General features: G+C 70.9%; 15 protein-coding genes and 1 pseudogene. 10 read left to right on the top strand and 6 right to left on the bottom strand.

Annotation, left to right across the window (positions count from 1 at the left end; all coding sequences use genetic code 11):
* Positions 1-40: 40 nt before the first annotated feature.
* The 3 genes from BFF78_RS20940 (at position 41) to BFF78_RS20930 (ending at position 3461) form a co-directional block, all read left to right on the top strand.
* The gene (locus BFF78_RS20940) at positions 41-952 is read left to right on the top strand and encodes an NTP transferase domain-containing protein (protein WP_069779783.1); all 912 of its coding nucleotides are present in this window, start codon (positions 41-43) and stop codon (positions 950-952) included.
* Positions 949-2295, top strand: a complete 1347-nt coding sequence (locus tag BFF78_RS20935) for a molybdopterin molybdotransferase MoeA (RefSeq protein WP_069779782.1) — start codon at positions 949-951, stop codon at positions 2293-2295. The genes BFF78_RS20940 and BFF78_RS20935 overlap by 4 nt, the downstream gene beginning before the upstream one ends.
* A 185-nt stretch (positions 2296-2480) precedes the next feature.
* Positions 2481-3461: an NAD(P)H-quinone oxidoreductase gene (locus BFF78_RS20930; RefSeq protein WP_069779781.1), complete on the top strand. Its 981-nt coding sequence runs from the start codon at positions 2481-2483 to the stop codon at positions 3459-3461.
* A gap of 362 nt (positions 3462-3823) precedes the next feature.
* Here the strand turns inward: BFF78_RS20930 and BFF78_RS20925 are convergent, their stop codons facing one another.
* Positions 3824-4648 carry a hypothetical protein gene (locus BFF78_RS20925; RefSeq protein ID WP_069779780.1) on the bottom strand — a complete coding sequence of 275 codons (825 nt, stop codon included), beginning with the start codon at positions 4646-4648 and terminating at the stop codon, positions 3824-3826.
* Between the two features lie 174 nt (positions 4649-4822).
* Here BFF78_RS20925 and BFF78_RS20920 point away from each other — a divergent pair, with 174 nt between their 5' ends.
* Positions 4823-5368, top strand: a complete 546-nt coding sequence (locus BFF78_RS20920) for a bacterial proteasome activator family protein (protein WP_069779779.1) — start codon at positions 4823-4825, stop codon at positions 5366-5368.
* Positions 5369-5438: 70 nt separating this feature from the next.
* On the opposite strand, the gene BFF78_RS20915 is transcribed toward BFF78_RS20920, so the two are convergent.
* Positions 5439-7061 carry a protein kinase domain-containing protein gene (locus BFF78_RS20915; protein WP_069779778.1) on the bottom strand — a complete coding sequence of 541 codons (1623 nt, stop codon included), beginning with the start codon at positions 7059-7061 and terminating at the stop codon, positions 5439-5441.
* 344 nt (positions 7062-7405) lie between these two features.
* On the opposite strand from BFF78_RS20915, the gene BFF78_RS20910 reads away from it, so the two are divergent.
* On the top strand, positions 7406-9052 hold the full coding sequence (locus BFF78_RS20910) for a protein kinase domain-containing protein (RefSeq protein ID WP_165289374.1): 1647 nt from the start codon (positions 7406-7408) through the stop codon (positions 9050-9052).
* 61 nt (positions 9053-9113) lie between these two features.
* Here BFF78_RS20910 and BFF78_RS20905 read toward each other — a convergent pair whose 3' ends face one another.
* The gene (locus tag BFF78_RS20905; protein ID WP_193433505.1) at positions 9114-10130 is read right to left on the bottom strand and encodes a phosphotransferase; all 1017 of its coding nucleotides are present in this window, start codon (positions 10128-10130) and stop codon (positions 9114-9116) included.
* A 699-nt stretch (positions 10131-10829) separates the two neighbouring features.
* Here BFF78_RS20905 and pdhA point away from each other — a divergent pair.
* The 3 genes from pdhA to BFF78_RS20890 are packed head-to-tail and all read left to right on the top strand — an operon-like array spanning position 10830 to position 14471.
* A complete protein-coding gene (gene pdhA / locus BFF78_RS20900) occupies positions 10830-12095 on the top strand; it encodes a pyruvate dehydrogenase (acetyl-transferring) E1 component subunit alpha (RefSeq protein WP_069779777.1) in 1266 nt (421 codons plus the stop codon).
* A 2-nt stretch (positions 12096-12097) separates the two neighbouring features.
* Positions 12098-13075, top strand: coding sequence for an alpha-ketoacid dehydrogenase subunit beta (locus tag BFF78_RS20895; RefSeq protein WP_069779776.1), 978 nt, complete (start codon positions 12098-12100; stop codon positions 13073-13075).
* 10 nt (positions 13076-13085) lie between these two features.
* Entirely contained in the window at positions 13086-14471 is a 1386-nt protein-coding gene (locus BFF78_RS20890) for a dihydrolipoamide acetyltransferase family protein (RefSeq protein ID WP_069779775.1), read from the top strand.
* A 74-nt stretch (positions 14472-14545) separates the two neighbouring features.
* Here the strand turns inward: BFF78_RS20890 and BFF78_RS20885 are convergent, their stop codons facing one another.
* Positions 14546-15523, bottom strand: coding sequence for a BRO-N domain-containing protein (locus BFF78_RS20885; protein WP_069779774.1), 978 nt, complete (start codon positions 15521-15523; stop codon positions 14546-14548).
* Positions 15524-15735: 212 nt separating this feature from the next.
* On the opposite strand from BFF78_RS20885, the gene BFF78_RS20880 reads away from it, so the two are divergent.
* Positions 15736-16509 (top strand): hypothetical protein, encoded by a 774-nt coding sequence (locus BFF78_RS20880; protein ID WP_069779773.1) that lies wholly within the window; start codon positions 15736-15738, stop codon positions 16507-16509.
* A gap of 120 nt (positions 16510-16629) precedes the next feature.
* Positions 16630-16833, top strand: a complete 204-nt coding sequence (locus BFF78_RS50175; protein ID WP_069779772.1) for an alpha/beta fold hydrolase — start codon at positions 16630-16632, stop codon at positions 16831-16833.
* A 46-nt stretch (positions 16834-16879) separates the two neighbouring features.
* Here BFF78_RS50175 and BFF78_RS50515 read toward each other — a convergent pair.
* Positions 16880-16981: pseudogene (locus tag BFF78_RS50515) on the bottom strand (GntR family transcriptional regulator); the annotation flags it as partial.
* 109 nt (positions 16982-17090) lie between these two features.
* Entirely contained in the window at positions 17091-18002 is a 912-nt protein-coding gene (locus BFF78_RS20870) for a D-alanyl-D-alanine carboxypeptidase family protein (protein ID WP_069779771.1), read from the bottom strand.
* Positions 18003-18172: the final 170 nt, after the last annotated feature.

Here is an 18172-nt window from a genome sequence, read left to right as displayed (position 1 = left end):
CGGGAGACACAAGCGGGGCCCCTCGGGACATACTCGGGGGGTGACCGACAACGCCTCCGCCACCCCCGGGACGCCTGTGCCGTACGACGCCGTCGTGCTGGCCGGCGGCGCCGCCCGGCGGCTCGGCGGGGCCGACAAGCCCGGCCTGCGGGTCGGCGGCCGGGCGCTCATCGACCGGGTGCTCGCGGCATGCGCGGGCGCCGGCAGAACGGTGGTGGTGGCCGACCGGCGGCCCACCGCGCGAGCCGTGCGCTGGGCGCGCGAGGAGCCGCCCGGCGCCGGACCGGTCGCCGCACTCGAAGCGGGCCTGCGGCTCACCACCGCCGAGCACGCCGTCGTGCTCTCCGCCGACCTGCCCTTCCTCCAACCGGCCACGCTCCAGCACCTGTTGACCGCCCTCGGCGACACCGGAGCCGACGGCGCGCTGCTCACCGACGCCGACGGCCGCGATCAGCCGCTCGTGGCCGCCTACCGCACCGCCGCGCTCCGCCGCGAACTGGCCGCCCTCGCGGCCGGACCCGACAGCCTGACGGGACTGCCCCTGCGCCGGCTGACCAGCGCCCTCAACCTCACCCGCGTCCCGGACCCGCTCGCGTCCTTCGACTGCGACACCTGGGACGACCTCGTCAACGCCAGGGCACGCATCAGGGAGCATGGGCACGTGTTGGATGAATGGATCTCCGCAGTCAAGGACGAACTGGGCATCGACCTGGACGTCGACACCGGCGTCCTGCTCGACCTGGCCCGTGACGCCGCGCACGGCGTGGCCCGGCCCGCCGCCCCGCTGACCACCTTCCTCGTCGGCTATGCCGCGGCCCAGGGCAAGGGAGGCCCCGAGGCCGTCGCCGAGGCCGCCCGCAGGGCAACCGCGCTCGCGCTGCGCTGGGAGGAAGAGAACGCCGGGGGCGGGAAAGAGAACAGCGGGGGCCCGAGCGCCCCGGACGCCGGATGACCGCCCCCGGAACCCGGGCCGGAGCGCCCGCCGAGGACAGCGACGATCTCGACGTCGAGGAGGCACTGGCCCTTGTGAGAGAGCCCAGGCACGACCAGGCGGGGGTCCCCGCTCCGGCGCCCGAAGCACACGGCGAGCGGCACCGGGCCATCCCCTGGCCCCGGGCCCGCGAGATCGCCGCCCGCGCCGGGCGCGCCCGAGTCCGCCGTGCCCCGGTCTCCGTGCCGCTCGGTGACGCCCTCGGCCTGGTCCTGGCAGGCCCTCTCGACGCGCTGACCGACCTGCCCTCCTTCGACACCTCCGCGATGGACGGCTGGGCGGTCGCCGGACCCGGCCCCTGGGAGGTGCGCGACGAAGGCGTGCTCGCCGGGCACGCGCAGCCCGAGCCGCTCACCGACGGCGAGGCGGTCCGCATCGCGACCGGCGCCCGCATTCCGGTCGACACCACCGCCGTGCTGCGCAGCGAGCACGGCCGTACCGACACCCAGGGCCGGCTCCACGCCACACGGGAGATCGTGCACGGCCAGGACATCCGCCCGCGCGCCCAGGAGTGCCGCAGCGGCGACCAGCTGCTGCCCGTCGGCACCCTCGTCACCCCCGCCGTCCTGGGCCTCGCCGCGGCGGCCGGATACGACACCGTCACCGCCGTACCGCGCCCGCGGGCCGAAGTCCTCGTGCTCGGCGACGAGTTGCTGACCGAGGGCCTGCCACACGACGGGCTGATCCGGGACGCGCTCGGCCCCATGCTGCCGCCCTGGCTGCGCGCGCTCGGCGCGGAGGTCGTCGCGGTACGCCGGATCGGCGACGACGCCAAGGCCCTGCGCAAGGCCGTCGACGGCTCCGAAGCCGACCTCATCGTCACCACGGGCGGCACCGCGGGCGGACCGGTCGACCACGTCCACCCCACCCTGGAACGCATCGGTGCCGAACTCCTCGTCGACGGCGTCAAGGTGCGCCCCGGCCATCCCATGCTGCTGGCCCGCACCAAGGAAGGCCGGCACCTCGTAGGCCTGCCCGGCAACCCGCTCGCGGCCATCTCCGGCCTGCTCACGCTCGCCGAGCCGCTGCTGCGCACCCTGGCCGCCCACCCGGCCCCCGAGCCCTACACGCTGCCGCTCAGGGAGACCGTCCAGGGACACCCGTACGACACCCGGCTCGTCCCGGTGGTGCTGCGCGGCGACCGTGCCGTACCGCTGCACTACAACGGGCCGGCCATGCTCCGTGGCATCGCCGCCGCGGATGCGCTGGCCGTCGTACCGCCCGGCGGGGCCCGGCAGGGTGAGGAGACCGAGCTGCTGGACCTGCCGTGGGCGGCCGCCGGAATCGAGGTGTGTTTCACGTGAAACGTCCGGGCCATGACGCCATCGCCCGCCAGAGGAGAGCGCGCCGCTGCTCAAGCAGTCCGGCGCCGATGCCGTCATCACCAGTGCATCCGGTCGTTGCCGCGTAACTGACGCGGTGCCCCGGGCACCCGGGAGCGAGCGGGTCTGCCAGGAGGACGCCGTCGGCGGGGAGTAGCGTCGCAGGCATGCATGCGATCACGATTCCCGAACCTGGTGGTCCCGAGGCGCTGGTATGGGCGGAGGTCCCCGACCCGGTGCCCGGCGAGGGCGAGGTACTGGTCGAGGTGGTGGCCAGTGCCGTCAACCGCGCCGACATCCTGCAACGGCAGGGCTTCTACAACCCGCCGCCCGGCGCCTCCCCCTACCCCGGCCTGGAGTGCTCCGGCAGGATCGCCGCGCTCGGCCCCGGAGTGTCCGGCTGGGCCGTCGGCGACGAGGTGTGCGCGCTGCTCTCGGGCGGCGGTTACGCGGAGAAGGTCGTCGTACCGGCCGGGCAGCTGCTGCCGGTGCCCGACGGCGTCGACCTCAAACAGGCGGCCGCGCTGCCCGAGGTGGTCTGCACGGTCTGGTCCAACGTGTTCATGATCTCCCACCTGCGGCCCGGCGAGACGCTGCTCGTGCACGGCGGGTCCAGCGGCATCGGCACCATGGCGATCCAGCTCGCCAAGGCCGTCGGGGCCAAGGTCGCGGTGACGGCGGGCACGAAGGAGAAGCTGGAGCGGTGCGCCGAGCTGGGCGCGGAGGTCCTCATCAACTACCGGGAGCAGGACTTCGTCGACGAGATCAAGCAGGCCACCGGGGGCGCTGGGGCCGACGTGATCCTCGACAACATGGGGGCGAAGTACCTGGACCGCAATGTCCAGGCGCTTGCCGTCAGCGGGCGGCTCGCGATCATCGGTATGCAGGGCGGGGTCAAGGCCGAGCTGAACATCGGCACGCTGCTCCGCAAGCGGGCGGCGATCAGCGCGACCTCGCTGCGGGCTCGGCCGCTGAGTGAGAAGGCGGCGATTGTGGCCGCTGTGCGGGAGCATGTGTGGCCGTTGCTGGCTGGGGGGCATGTGCGGCCGGTGGTGGATCGGGAGGTACCCATGTCCTTGGCGGCGGAGGGGCATCGGGTGGTGGAGGCGAGCGGGCACGTGGGCAAGGTGCTGTTGGTGACGCCGTAGCGCTGCGGTGGTGGGGGCGGCAGCCTGGGCGGTGGGTACGGCGTGCCGGGTGCCGGTCCTGTGCGTGCGGCGGCGAGGTGCCGGTGCTGCGGGTACGACGGTCCCGGGCGCCCGGCGCTGCGCGAGCGTCCGGTGCTGGTGCCGGCCCGGGGTGGTGCCGACGGGGGTGGGGTCGCCTGTCGGCGCCTGCCAGGTGCTTCCGCCGGAGGGGGGACCCCAGCGCCCACCCGTGCCACCCCGGCGGCACGACTGCCCGCGGCTGCGCGAGGGCGTCGGCCCGGTGGCATGGCCGCCCGCACTCCCCGAGTACACCCAGGACACCCAGGACACCCGAATACGCCCCAGCACAACGGCCGCTGCCCTCAGCTCCTGCGGAGTCTCAGGCCCAGGAAGGCCAGGGCCAGGCCGAGGCCGATGAGGATCAGGCCGCTGCCCAGCGGAAGGATCTGGAGGACCGGTTCGGTGGGGGATTGGCCCTGGGGGGCGGTGTTCCGGGCCGGGGGCTGGTCGAGACCGGCCTGGTCGGGGGCGTCCGAGTTCGGCGGGGTCGCGGTGGGGAGGTTCGCGGTTTCCGGCTCCTCCGGCCGGCCGGTGCCCGGAGCCTGGGTGGGCACGGGGTCGTCGTCGCCCTCCACCTCGGCCGGGGGCCCGTCCGGCCGGCCCGGCCGCATCCGCCCCTCGCCGGCCCTGCTGCCCGCCCGCGTCGGCTCCCCGTCCGTCGCCGGGCGGTACGAGGCGGAAGCGGAATCGGAGGGCATGGGCGGGATCGGGGGGATGGGCACCGGGCCGCTGACGGGGGAGCCGTCGTCACCGCTGTGATCGTGATCGCCGGATGCCGGCAGACCGGGGTCCGGACCGTCCGGAGGGTCGTGGGCCGGGTGCTCCGGCTGGGCTATGTGCTGCGAGTGGGCGGGGCGGTCCGGATGGGCCGTGGAGTGGTCCCGGTGGTCCGTATCTCCGGAGGCAGGGCGGATGGGTCTGTCCGCCGGCCCGGGGCGGGATGGGTGGTCCGCCGGGGCAGGACGGCGCGGCTGTCCCGGGGCCGTGGAACCACCGGAGCCGCGCTCGGCGGCGTACGCGGATGTGGCGTACCCGGTGGCCGTGCCGTACGCGGGTACGGCCGCCACGGGGACGAGCAGCAGCCGTAGGCACAGGCACGGATGCGTGATGCGCAGCCATGGAGTCACGTCGGTGACCTCCCGGAGCCCGGATGTCGTGATCGCTGGATGACCGACAGGAATAAGCCTCACATTTGCTGATGAACAAGGCATTTCGGAATGCGCCGTCGGGTCTAAACGGTGGATCAGCCCCATGAGGGGGCACCACGGTGATGAGGTGGACGGGTGCGAGAGAATGGCGGCATGGAGATGCCGAGGAACGAACGGTCGCCGGAAAATCCCCAGATCCTCGTCGTGGGCCAGGACGGGATGGCGCTCGGCGGGGGCAACGGGGGCGACGAGTCCCGTGAGACCCCGCTGACGGAACAGGTGGAACAGCCGGCCAAGGTCATGCGGATCGGCAGCATGATCAAGCAGCTCCTGGAGGAGGTGCGGGCGGCTCCTCTGGACGAGGCGAGCCGGGTGAGGCTGAAGGAGATCCACGCCAGCTCGGTGAAGGAGCTGGAGGACGGCCTCGCGCCGGAGCTGGTCGAGGAACTGGAGCGGCTCTCCCTGCCGTTCACCGACGACGCCACCCCGAGCGATGCGGAACTGCGCATCGCGCAGGCGCAGTTGGTGGGCTGGCTGGAAGGCCTCTTCCACGGGATCCAGACCACGCTGTTCGCCCAGCAGATGGCCGCGCGGGCCCAGTTGGAACAGATGCGCCGCGCACTTCCGCCGGGCGTGACCGGCCACGAGGGCGGCGACGACCACCACACCGCGGGCCGCTCGGGCGGACCCTACCTGTAAGAGCAGAGTGACGAGCGGAGCCCGGCACGCAATCGTGCCGGGCTCCCCTGTTACTCGCGGACGGCCGGTGTCAGGCGGGGTTGCCCGTCGAGACCGTGAGCTCGATCGTGCCCGGGTCCTTCTTGTCGACGTCCGTGCCCTGGGCCGGGAACTGGTCCAGGACGGTGTCCTTGCCCCAGGTGTTGTCGTTCTGCTGAGTGATCTTGTACTGCCAGCCCGCGGCCTGGAAGCAGGCCTTCACGGAGTTGATGTCCTTGTACCGGAAGTCCGGCAGTTCGATCTTGCTCTCGTTGTCCCAGGCCTTGATCGGCTCCGTGCACTTGGTCTTGTCGATCACCCGGGTCCGGTCCGGCCCGCGGTAGCCGGCCTGCTGGGAGGAGGACGCCGAGGCGCTGGCGCCGCCGCTCCCGCCCTTGTCGTCACCGCCGCCGGAGTTCATCATCAGCGCGACGATCAGGGCGCCGACCGCGACGAGCGAGACCGCGACCGAGCCGATGATCACCGGCCGGTTGTTCTTGCCCCCGCCGGCGCCCGGTGCGGCCTGCTGCGGCGAGATCGTGTACGGCGGCGGGGTCGGCGCGGCCTGCGGGCCGTAGCCCATCGGAGGCGGCGTCTGGTAGCCGCCCTGCTGCGGGTAGCCGTAGGCCGGGGCGGGCGTCTGCGGCGCGCCGTACGGGCCCGGCTGGTACGGCGTCTGGACCGGTCCGGGGGCGGGCTGTGCCGTCTGGTCGACGGGCGGGAACACCGCGGAGCCGACGCCCGCGCCGCTCTGCGTCGGCGCGGCGCCCGGCACGATGCTCGGCGCGGCCGCCTGGAGGGAGGCGGCGACGCGCAGGCACTCGCCGCGCATGGCCTCGGCGCTCGGGAAACGCTCGTTCGGGTTCTTCTTCAGCGCGCGGGCGACCAGCGCGTCCACCGCGGGCGGCAGGGAACGGTTGATGGAGGAGGGCGCGACCGGCTCCTCCTGCACGTGCGCGTAGGCGATCGCCAGGGGCGAGTCCGCGTCGAACGGCAGCCGTCCCGTGACCAGCTGGAACAGCATGATGCCGACCGAGTACAGATCGGAGCGGGCGTCCACGCCGCGGCCGAGGGCCTGCTCGGGCGAGAGGTACTGCGGGGTGCCGACGACCATGCCGGTCTGTGTCATCGACGTCACACCGGACTGCATGGCGCGGGCGATGCCGAAGTCCATGACCTTGACCACGCCACGCTTGGTCACCATCACGTTGCCCGGCTTGATGTCGCGGTGGACCAGCCCCATCTCGTGGCTGATCTCCAGCGCCGCCAGCACGTCGGCGGTGACCTTCAGCGCCTTGTCGGCGGGCATCGCGCCGTACTGGCGGATGTCCTCCTCCAGGGCCGAGCCCAGCGGGCGGCCCTCGACGTACTCCATGACGATGTACGGAGTCGTCAGACCACCGAGATCGTCCTCGCCGGTGTCGAAGACCGACACGATGTTGGTGTGCGTGAGCTTGGCCACGGCCTGGGCCTCGCGGCGAAAGCGCTCGCGGAAGGCCTGTTCCCGGCCGAGTTCGGTGTGGAGCGTCTTGATCGCGACCTGGCGGTCCAGCACGGCGTCGTACGCCAGATGCACCGAGGCCATGCCGCCCTCGCCGAGCAAGTCGCGCAGCTGATAGCGACCGCCGGCCAGCGACTGCCCCGCGTACCGCCCGTGTGCGCCGTCCTGGCTCATCTCTCCGCGTCCCCCACTGGCCGTCCGGCGCCTTCGCTCATCGCACGGGCCTTGATCGAATGTGTCATTCCCGGCCAAGTCTGCCCCAGGGCACTGACACGTCAAGCTCGGTGCCCGTTCCGTGACCGTACGCGCAAGAAGCGTCGCGCAAGCGTTACAGGGGGCGTACGACCGGCACACAGAATTTGCACGACAGCGCGTGCTACAGGTTTCATGGCCGGTCAGGCTTCGGGCCGGTCCCGGTTCCGGTTCCGAACCGGTGGCCCGCGCCGAGGCTGTAGCGTGGCCGACGGAGACCGTAACAACACCGCGCGCACCGCGGGCAGAAACGACGGCGAGGACTGATGGCACAGCAGCAGCGCGCCCAGGGCCCGTCCGACCCCGAGGCGACTGGCGGCGGCATGTCGGACGCGCCGGAGATGTGGGGCAACGGAGGGCTCGTCGGCGACGGCCGGTACCGGCTCACCCACCGGCTGGGCCGGGGCGGCATGGCGGAGGTGTTCGCGGCCGAGGACGTCCGTCTGGGCCGTACGGTCGCGGTCAAGCTGCTCCGCGCGGACCTGGCCGAGGACCCGGTCTCCAAGGCCCGCTTCACGCGTGAGGCGCAGTCGGTCGCCGGCCTCAACCACCACGCGATCGTCGCCGTGTACGACTCCGGCGAGGACTTCGTCGGCGGTCAGTCCGTGCCGTACATCGTGATGGAGCTGGTCGAGGGCCGCACCATCCGCGATCTGCTGATGAACGCCGAGGCGCCGGGCCCCGAGCAGGCCCTGATCATCGTCTCCGGCGTGCTGGAAGCGCTTGCCTACTCGCATCAGCACGGCATCGTGCACCGCGACATCAAGCCCGCCAACGTGATCATCACCCACAGCGGCGCCGTCAAGGTGATGGACTTCGGCATCGCGCGCGCCCTGCACGGCGCCTCGACAACGATGACGCAGACCGGCATGGTCATGGGCACGCCGCAATACCTCTCCCCGGAGCAGGCTCTCGGCAAGGCCGTGGACCACCGCTCCGACCTGTACGCGACCGGCTGCCTGCTCTACGAACTGCTCGCCCTGCGGCCCCCGTTCACCGGCGAGACCCCGCTGTCGGTGGTCTACCAGCACGTCCAGGACATCCCGACGCCGCCCTCGGAGGTCTCCGAGGGCTGCCCGCCGGAGCTGGACGGCCTGGTCATGCGCTCGCTCGCCAAGGAGCCGGACGACCGGTTCCAGACGGCCGAGGAGATGCGCGGCCTGGTCCAGTACGGCCTGCAGATGCTCTACGAGGCGGGCGGGCACACCGGCACCTGGAACACCGGCCCGGTGGCGGCGCACGATGGCCGGCACACCCCGCCGGGCGGCTTCACGGGGACGACCGCGATGCAGCACCCGGGCGACTTCGGCCCCGGGACCGCGCAGATCCCGCAGCCGATCCTGCCGCAGGGCTACGGAGGCGGCGACGACGGCGGCTTCGAGGGCCACGGCAACAAGGGCAGCGGCCGCGGCAAGCTGTGGATCCTCGCCGTCCTCGCGGTCATCGCGATCGCGGGAGGTGTCGCGCTGGCGCTCAAGGGCGCGGGCAACGGCACCGGCGCCGGTACGGACACCAAGCCGCCGGCGACGCACTCCCAGTCCACGAAGGACCACTCGGACTCGCCGACGCCGTCGGACGACACCACCGACCAGCCCTCGGACACATCCACCGACAACGGCTCGGACTCGGGTTCGGGAGGATCCGGCTACACCCCGTCGGACCCGCAGACCTCGCAGTCGCAGAGCACGGGGCCGACCAACCAGCCGAGCAACCCGCAGACCTCGCCGTCGCAGTCCCAGAACCCCTCGAACGGCGGCACGGACACCGGCACCACGAACGGCGGCACCAACACCGGGACGACCAACGGCGGCACCGACACCGGGACCACGAACGGCGGCACCGACACCGGCACCGACACCGGGACCACCGTCGGGAACACCACGGTCGGCGGCGCCGGCGACCCCACCGGTTGAAGGACACCCACATCGCATTCGACGGCGTCCCCCTGAGCCGGTAACCGCAGGGCGGACGCCGTCACTTGGTGAACGCGTCGCACACCGCGTCGTACTCGCGTGTCCACCACACGGCGAGCGCCGACGCCGCCGGAAACTGGCAGTCCGCGCGCGTGTCACCGCGTTCGTAGTGCCAGCGCAGCATCCAGAAGTCGTTCAGCCGCTCCCACCACACCCGGTGCACGGCCGCCGCCAGCTCCGAGGGCGTCGCACCGGCCGCGCGCCGGTACGCGCGCGCGTAGGCCCGCACTTTCGGCAGGTCCAGGGCGCCCGCGGGACGTACGAAGAAGATCGCGGCGGCACGTACGGCCTCCTCCGCGCGGGGCTGCACGCCGAGCCGGTCCCAGTCGACGATGGCGGCCGGGGTGTCGTCCTTGTAGAGCACGTTGAACGGGTGGAAGTCGCCGTGCACCCAGCCCACCGAGCCGCCGCGCGGCGGGCGCCGGTCCGCGTGCTGCTCCAGGAGGTCGCGGCGTTCCAGCAGCCGGCGCCGGGCCAGCTCGTCGAAGGCGTCGGCGGGACGGTGCCGGCGGACATGGGCGAGCAGGTCGTCGATGAGCGCCAAGGTGTCGTCGAGGTCGGCGCTCTCCACCGGGTGGGGGCTCGTTGCCGGGCGCGTACGCCCCTTGGGGGGCATCACACGCTCCAGACAGGCGTGCACGGCGCCCAGGAGCGCCCCGAGGCGTGCGCTCTCCCCGCGTGTGAGCTGGCCGCCATGGCGGTGCCTGCCGTCGATCCAGGGGTGCAGGGCGTAGGCGTGGCCGCCGACGACGGCGACCGTACGGCCCTCGCGGTGCGCGAGCGGTACGGCGACCGGGACGCCGAGGTCGGCCAGGCGCTGGGTGGCGCGGTGCCGGCGCTCGATGGCGGCGGGGTCGGCGGTGTCGGGGTCGAAGTGGTGCTTGAGGAAATACCGGCCGCGGGTGGTGCACAGCCGATAGCCGCGGTTCAGCAGGCCTTGGTCGACCGGCTCACAGGTCAGGGCGGTACCGGCCGCGTACAGGCGGAGCAGGGCGCCCAGAGGGGGCGTGTGGGGCACAAGAGGTGGTACACATGAGCGCGGCACGCCGCAGATGGTAGGGCACGAAAAGGTGCCGTGAGCTGGGGCTTGTCACAGGCAGTCGTCGGCGATCGCTTTCGGTCACAGGGCAGGCTGCACGCGGCAGGCTTTATCAAAGATTTCCGTTTCCGCCGCTCTTTCCCATCTGCATACGGGCGGCATAAGTGACGGCCCCGCGAGCGCCGCCGCCTACCGAGTTCGGAAAGCGGACTCGAAACTAATTCTTGATCGTTTTCTCGGCGGGATGCAAACGCCCGCCGATCCGCCGGTCACCTCGACCCCGCCGCCGTCCGGCCGCCGCACGTCCTTGTGCCACCACGTCGGGCCGGGTGGCCGGAATGCGCACCACGGCGTCCGCCGCCGTCCCCGGCCGCAAACTCTTCCCGTGAGCTGGGTCAGCGGGATAACGTGCGGTTGCTCCGGCCTTTGGCAAGGCTGTGACCAGCACGCTTCGACACCTTCTCGATTTACTTGGAAATCCAAGCAAAATCGCAGGTCAGGTGGGGTTTCACAGAAATGTGGAGCACTGGGTAACGTGATGGTTGCAGGGCGCTCGCCGGGGCACCTGTCACGCCTGTTCCCGGCCGAGTGGCACCCACCCCGTGCCCGGTGGTCGAAACAGGTGAGCCGCACTGGCCTACCGGCAACCCCGGGGGCCAGAACGACGGAGGAGCACACGTGACCGTGGACAGCAGTGCCGCGCGCAAGCCGCGACGCAGCGCCGCAGACAAGGCCGGCACCACCGGCAGCACGACCGGCGCCACCGGGACGAACACCGGCACGGCCGGCGCCCAGTCCGGAGCCACCGGCACCAAGCGCAGCACCGGCGCCGCGCGCGCCACGCGCGGGAAGAAGAGCACCGAACCGGAGCTCGTACAGCTGCTGACGCCTGAGGGCAAGCGGGTCAAGAACGCCGAGTACGACGCCTACGTCGCCGGCATCACCGCAGAAGACCTGCGCGGCCTGTACCGCGACATGGTGCTCACCCGCCGCTTCGACGCCGAGGCCACCGCCCTGCAGCGCCAGGGCGAGCTGGGCCTGTGGGCGTCCCTGCTGGGCCAGGAGGCCGCCCAGATCGGCTCCGGCCGGGCGCTGCGGGACGACGACTACGTCTTCCCCACCTACCGCGAGCACGGCGTCGCCTGGTGCCGCGGGGTCGACCCGACCAACCTGCTCGGCATGTTCCGCGGCGTGAACAACGGCGGCTGGGACCCGAACGGCAACAACTTCCACCTGTACACGATCGTCATCGGCTCCCAGGCGCTGCACGCCACCGGCTACGCGATGGGCATCACCAAGGACGGCGCGGACAGCGCGGTCATCGCCTACTTCGGCGACGGCGCGAGCAGCCAGGGCGACGTGGCCGAATCGTTCACCTTCTCCGCGGTCTACAACGCCCCGGTGGTGTTCTTCTGCCAGAACAACCAGTGGGCGATCTCCGAGCCGACCGAGAAGCAGAGCCGGGTGCCGCTCTACCAGCGCGCCCAGGGCTTCGGCTTCCCCGGCGTCCGGGTCGACGGCAACGACGTGCTGGCCTGCCTGGCGGTCACCCGGTGGGCACTGGAGCGCGCCCGCAGCGGCGAGGGCCCCACCCTGGTCGAGGCGTTCACCTACCGCATGGGCGCCCACACCACCTCCGACGATCCCACCCGCTACCGCGGCGATGAGGAGCGGGCCGCCTGGGAGGCGAAGGACCCGATCCTGCGCCTTCGCCGGTACCTGGAAGCCTCAAACCACACGAACGACGGATTCTTCGCGGAACTCGAGGCCGAGTCCGAGGCGTTGGGCAAACGAGTGCGCGAAGCGGTCCGTGCCATGCCCGACCCGGACCATTTCGCGATCTTCGAGAACGTGTACGCGGACGGGCACGCGCTCGTCGACGAGGAACGAGCGCAGTTCGCCGCCTACCAGGCGTCGTTCGCCGACGCCGAAGGGGGTCGCTAGACATGGGCGAGAAAATGGCGATGGCGAAGGCCATCAACGAGTCGCTGCGCCGTGCCCTGGACACCGACCCCAAGGTCCTGGTCATGGGCGAGGACGTCGGCAAGCTCGGTGGCGTGTTCCGGGTGACGGACGGCCTGCAGAAGGACTTCGGCGAGAGCCGGGTCATCGACACCCCGCTGGCCGAGTCCGGCATCGTGGGCACGGCGATCGGCCTCGCGCTGCGCGGCTACCGCCCGGTGGTGGAGATCCAGTTCGACGGTTTCGTCTTCCCGGCCTACGACCAGATCGTCACCCAGCTCGCGAAGATGCACGCGCGCTCGCTGGGCAAGGTGAAGATGCCGGTGGTCATCCGTATCCCCTACGGCGGCGGCATCGGCGCGGTCGAGCACCACTCCGAGTCCCCCGAGGCGCTGTTCGCGCACGTGGCGGGCCTGAAGGTCGTGTCTCCGTCGAATGCCTCGGATGCGTACTGGATGATGCAGCAGGCCATCCAGAGCGACGATCCGGTGATCTATTTCGAGCCGAAGCGGCGTTACTGGGACAAGGCCGAGGTGGATGTGGAGGCGATCCCCGCCCCGCTGCACAAGGCCCAGGTCGTCCGCGAGGGCACCGACCTGACCCTGGCGGCGTACGGCCCGATGGTGAAGCTGTGCCAGGAGGTCGCGGCGGCCGCGGCCGAGGAGGGCAAGAACCTGGAGGTCGTGGACCTGCGTTCGGTCTCCCCGCTCGACTTCGACACCATCCAGGCCTCCGTCGAGAAGACCCGCCGCCTGGTCGTGGTCCACGAGGCACCGGTCTTCTTCGGCTCGGGTGCGGAGATCGCCGCGCGGATCACCGAGCGCTGCTTCTACCACCTGGAAGCACCCGTGCTCCGGGTCGGCGGTTACCACGCCCCGTATCCGCCGGCCCGCCTGGAGGAGGAGTACCTGCCGGACCTGGACCGCGTGCTCGACGCCGTCGACCGCTCGCTGGCGTTCTGAGGAGAGGGTCGTGACGACGATGACGGAAGCGTCCGTACGCGAGTTCAAGATGCCGGACGTCGGCGAGGGACTCACCGAGGCCGAGATCCTCAATTGGTACGTCCAGCCGGGTGACACGGTCACCGACGGTCAGGTGGTGTGCGAGGTCGAGACCGCCAAGGCGGCCGTGGAACTGCCCATCCCGTACGACGGTGTGGTCCGCGCGCTGCACTTCCCCGAGGGCACCACGGTCGACGTGGGCACCTCCATCATCGCGGTGGAGGTGGCCGGCGCGGCCCCGGCCGCGGCACCGGTGGAGCAGCCCAAGGAGCCCGTTGTCGCCGCGGAGGAGCCGAAGGCGCAGGGCCGCCAGCCGGTCCTCGTCGGCTACGGCGTGGCGACCTCATCGACCAAGCGCCGCCCCCGCAAGGGCCCGGAGGTGAGTGTCCCGGCAGCGGCCCGGGCGATCCAGTCGGAGCTGAACGGCCACACTCCTGTCGCCGAGAAGCCCCGCCCGCTGGCGAAGCCGCCGGTGCGCAAGCTGGCCAAGGACCTCGGAGTCGACCTGGCCACGGTCACCCCGTCCGGCCCGGACGGCATCATCACGCGCGAGGACGTCCACGCGGCGGTGGCCCCGCCCAAGGCCGCCGAGCCGCCGGTCGCACCGGCCGTCGCCGCACCCGCGACCCCGGCAGCCGTGGCGTCGTACGACACTGCACGTGAGACCCGCATCCCGGTCAAGGGCGTCCGCAAGGCGACGGCGACGGCGATGGTCGGTTCGGCGTTCACGGCGCCGCATGTCACGGAGTTCGTGACGGTGGACGTGACCCGCACGATGAAGCTGGTCGAGGAGCTGAAGCAGGACAAGGAGATGCAGGGCCTGCGGGTCAACCCGCTGCTGCTGATCGCCAAGGCCCTGCTGGTCGCCATCAAGCGGAACCCGGAGATCAACGCGTCCTGGGACGAGGCGGCCCAGGAGATCGTCCTCAAGCACTACGTCAACCTGGGCATCGCGGCGGCCACCCCGCGCGGTCTGATCGTGCCGAACATCAAGGACGCGCACGACAAGACCCTCCCGCAGCTGGCGTCCGCGCTCGGCGAGCTGGTCTCCACGGCCCGCGAGGGCAAGACGTCCCCGGCGGCCATGCAGGGCGGCACGGTGACGATCACCAACGTGGGTGTCTTCGGAGTCGACACGGGCACGCCGATCCTCAACCCGGGGGAGTCGGCGATCCTCGCGATCGGCGCGATCAAGCTCCAGCCGTGGGTCCACAAGGGCAAGGTCAAGCCGCGTCAGGTCACCACGCTGGCACTGAGCTTCGACCACCGCCTGGTCGACGGCGAGCTGGGCTCGAAGGTACTGGCGGATGTGGCGGCGATCCTGGAGCAGCCGAAGAGGCTGATCACCTGGGCGTGACGGTCCGGGACCGGGAGCGTTAAACCTGAGGGGCGGCCGCAAATATCTCTTGCGACCGCCCCTTCTGTCAGCTTTCAGGACTGGTTGAGTACGTACACCGGCGCCCCGTCCTCGGCTCCGCCGCGCGAGCGGATGCAGGCGTGCTTGCGCAGCAGCCGCAGACATTCGTTGACGCGGTGCACGGAGAGTCCCGTACGGGCTGCGATCGACTCAAGCGGCTCGCACAGCTCGCCCTTCTCGACGAGAACGGGGGCGATCACGACGGCCACGGCCCATACATCGGCCGTCACGGAGAGACGTTGCCGCCAGTCGGCCAGTACGGAGGCCGTGGTGGGCAGTACCGTGACGTTTCCACCAGGCGGCGGAGGGTTCGGTACCAGCGCATCGAGCCGGTCCGCGATCCGTTCCATCGCCCGGACCATGGCCTGCTGCACGGCGAGGGTGGCCTTCTGCGTGGCCAGCATCTCCCTGTGCAGAGCCAGCGTTTCCCCCCGCAGCTCGATCGATTTGCGCTGCCCGTGCGCCAGCTCCTCGTCCAGCTGAAGGTTGTGTGCCTCAAGCCGGACGATGGCCTCGGCGACCTGCTCGGGCATGGCGTACGCGATCGGAGCGCCGGGTTCGACGGGCTGCACCTCGGCCTCTTCCAGGGTGTAGGAACCGTCCCTCTGCACCGTCTCGATCACCTCGGCGACCCACTGTTTGAAGGGGGCGCAGGAGGGCTTGGTGCAGGCCTGGACGAGGAAGATCAGGCCCTGGAGATCAATGAGTTGCAAGTCTCGTCGCCACTCCCTACCTGCGGGAATACTGAGACAGTGACTTCCAGTCACTGTCTCGAGACTTTCTCGGTGGCCCTCCGGAACATGATCCGTCAGTGCCTTTCGGGGCGTGGTGTACCCCAGTTCCTTGCACACGTCCACCGCCGGAAACCAGTGGCTCCCGTCCGGCATGGTCAACCGTCGTACCCGGGCCCCCGTGGCCGCGTACACGAAGTCGCTGACGTCGATCGCCTCGTGCCGTTCGGACGAGTCGGGTCGCTTGCTGGGTTCGCTCATGTGAACCACCTCCGCTGCGGAACGTAGAGCGGAGGAAATCGAATATGCCACTTGCAAGCGCGATGTTCACGATTGAGGGTGAAGTTTGCTGAAAAAGGCTCTCGGCGAGATGACTTGCTCCTTGAACCCTGACGTCGCATCAGGGGACGTTCGGGGTGGTGCCAGGGATGTCACCGATGGTGGTGGAGTGGCTACGGCGGCACGCTGGTGACATGACGAAATCCACGGCTGTTCGCCCCGGTCACTCCCCCGTCCGCCGCGTCGCCGCCGTCGCGGGCACCGTCGTCCTCGCCGGTACCGCGGCGGTGTGCGCGCCGGGTGTCGCATACTCCGCCCCTCGCGCCACCGCCCCGTCCGTGACCGACTTCCGTGACTGCCCGCCATTGCCCGAGGGCGTCAACCCGGGCCGCTGGAGATGCGAAGTGCACACGGCCGCGCCGCGGTTGACGATGGGCAAGGTCACGGTGAACCTCGCGCCGATCACCATGACGCACGCCGAAGGCCCGTTGCCGGACGGCAGCAAGGGTCAGGTGTGGGGGGCGATGCACAGTTCTCCCACCGCCATACCGGGCGGACTGACCGGCACCCCGGCGGGCGATCGGGCGGCCGTGCTGGGGCTGGCGATACAGCCGGAGTACGGCGGCCGGTCCGACTTCTACACCGGGCAGTTCAGCCTCCGCTTCCGGCTCCTGGGCCCGTTGGTGCCGCACGACTGCATGATCGGGGCGGGTGACCCCGTCGACTTCCAGCTGAAGCGCTCGGGCCCCTCCAAGTGGGTCTCCCAGGACCCGCCGGTAATCGAGTTCTCGGCCTACGACGACACCTTCAGCGCTCCGGCCGCCGAACACTGCGGGCCGCTCACCGGACCCCTCAACCGACGGCTCGGCTTGCCGGCGGCGCAAGGGAACCTGATGTCGTACGACGCCTCGTACACCTTCAAGACCTACGACCAGCTCCCGACGACCAGCCCCCGCGACAGCGCCTGACAGCCAAAAGCGTTGAGTACAGGACCACGAAGAAGGGAGGGAACCTTTCGCACCGACCCCGACTCCTGACCCGGCGACGCGAGCCCGATGGGGACCGCGCCGGACCGAGAGGAGTCATGCATGGCACCGCACACGCACACCGACCGTCCACTGCCGAAGCACGAGGGCGCCGAGCGCCGCCGGCTGGACGTCGGCGGGACGCGTCTGCATCTCGCCGAGTACGGCGGCAGTGGCACCCCGCTGCTGATGCTGCACGGCTTCCCGCAGGCGGAACTCCGGCAGGCCCTAGTTCCGCAGTTCGCGCAGGCCGCAGAGCCGTGTTGACGTTGGTGTCCAGGGCCGCGGAGAGAGCGCGAGCCGAGGGTAGCCGGTCGCCGGGGCGGCACTCGCCCTCGGTGACGGTCCGCCGGATCGCCGCCGCCACCTGCTCGTGTAGGGGGCGGGCGCCGGACTTGTCCAGACGCAGCAGCATGGTGCCGATGACGCTAGCACCATCGCCTTCATCGCACGCCGGGCGGCAGCAGAACGGGCCCGCCGCGTGAGGCGGCGGGCCCGTGGGTGTCCGAGCATCGGCGAGGACGTCAGCCGAGCTTTGCGAAGCCGTAGTCGAGAAGCTTCGTGGCGTCCGTCGCGCGCTGTGCGTACGAGGTGGAGGCCAGAACGGTGCCGATGACGGTCTTGCCGTTGCGGGTGGCGGCGAAGACGAGGCAGGCGCCGGCCTCGGGGCCGGAACCGGTCTTCACGCCGATCGCGCCGCTGTAGCTGGAGAGCAGCGTGTTCGTGTTGGTCCACGTCTGCATGGTGCGGGTGCTGCCGGTCTTGGTGATCGTCTTCGCGGTGTACGACTTCGTCTTGACGACCGTGCGGAACGTGGAGTTCTGCATCGCGCTGCTGGCGAGTTTCGTCAGGTCGCGCGGGGTCGAGTAGTTGTCGCCGTTGCCGATGCCGTCGAAGGAGTCGAAGTGCGTGTTGTTCAGGTTCAGGCTCTTCGCGGTGGCGTTCATCTTGCCGATGAAGTTCTTCACGCGCGCGTCGCGGGTGGAGCCGGAGCCGTAGGTGTCGGCGAGCGCGTAGGCGGCGTCGCAGCCGGACGGCAGCATCAGGCCGTACAGCAGCTGGCGGACGGTGACCTTGTCGCCGACGATCAGGTGCGCCTGGGAGGCGTTGTTCTTGACGACGTAGTCGCTGTACGCCTTCTGGATCACCACCTGCTTGTCGAGGTTCAGGTTCGACTGAGCGAGCACGACCTTGGCGGTCATGATCTTGGTGGTGGACCCGGTGGAGCGCTTGTAGTCCTGGGTCTTGCCGTACAGCGCGGTGCCGGTGGCGTTGTTCATCACGAAGCCGCCCTTGGCCACGATCGAGGGCGTCGTAACGGCCTGAGCGGGCGCAGCGGTGAGGGCACCGGTCGCCAGCAGCGCGCCGGAGGTGACGGCGACGGCGGCGGCTCTGCGGAGACGCGAGTTGCGGGTGCCCTTAATGCCGGTAATCAAAGTGGTATACCCCGATTGTCTTGAATGCCCCTGAGGTGCGGCCGAGTTGAGGTGGCAAGAGCAGCGGGCCGCACGTGTGAGACACGTAAGTAGCACAGAAGGTTGTGCGGTCGCTGCGGGCGCTCCTGGTCACAGATGTGTCTCGTCCGGATGCTGGATGCCGCTACCCC

This window comes from Streptomyces fodineus (assembly GCF_001735805.1).
GTDB lineage: Bacteria > Actinomycetota > Actinomycetes > Streptomycetales > Streptomycetaceae > Streptomyces > Streptomyces fodineus.
This window is presented reverse-complemented; position numbering and strand designations above follow the sequence as displayed.

Excerpts from the sequence above, each read along its gene's own strand:
- BFF78_RS20935 (WP_069779782.1), top strand. The coding sequence starts at position 949 with ATGACCGCCCCCGGAACCCGGGCCGGAGCGCCCGCCGAGGACAGCGAC.
- BFF78_RS20930 (WP_069779781.1), top strand. The coding sequence starts at position 2,481 with ATGCATGCGATCACGATTCCCGAACCTGGTGGTCCCGAGGCGCTGGTA.
- BFF78_RS20920 (WP_069779779.1), top strand. The coding sequence starts at position 4,823 with ATGGAGATGCCGAGGAACGAACGGTCGCCGGAAAATCCCCAGATCCTC.
- BFF78_RS20915 (WP_069779778.1), bottom strand. The coding sequence starts at position 7,061 with ATGAGCCAGGACGGCGCACACGGGCGGTACGCGGGGCAGTCGCTGGCC.
- BFF78_RS20910 (WP_165289374.1), top strand. The coding sequence starts at position 7,406 with ATGGCACAGCAGCAGCGCGCCCAGGGCCCGTCCGACCCCGAGGCGACT.
- BFF78_RS20895 (WP_069779776.1), top strand. The coding sequence starts at position 12,098 with ATGGGCGAGAAAATGGCGATGGCGAAGGCCATCAACGAGTCGCTGCGC.
- BFF78_RS20885 (WP_069779774.1), bottom strand. The coding sequence starts at position 15,523 with ATGAGCGAACCCAGCAAGCGACCCGACTCGTCCGAACGGCACGAGGCG.
- BFF78_RS20880 (WP_069779773.1), top strand. The coding sequence starts at position 15,736 with ATGACGAAATCCACGGCTGTTCGCCCCGGTCACTCCCCCGTCCGCCGC.
- BFF78_RS50175 (WP_069779772.1), top strand. The coding sequence starts at position 16,630 with ATGGCACCGCACACGCACACCGACCGTCCACTGCCGAAGCACGAGGGC.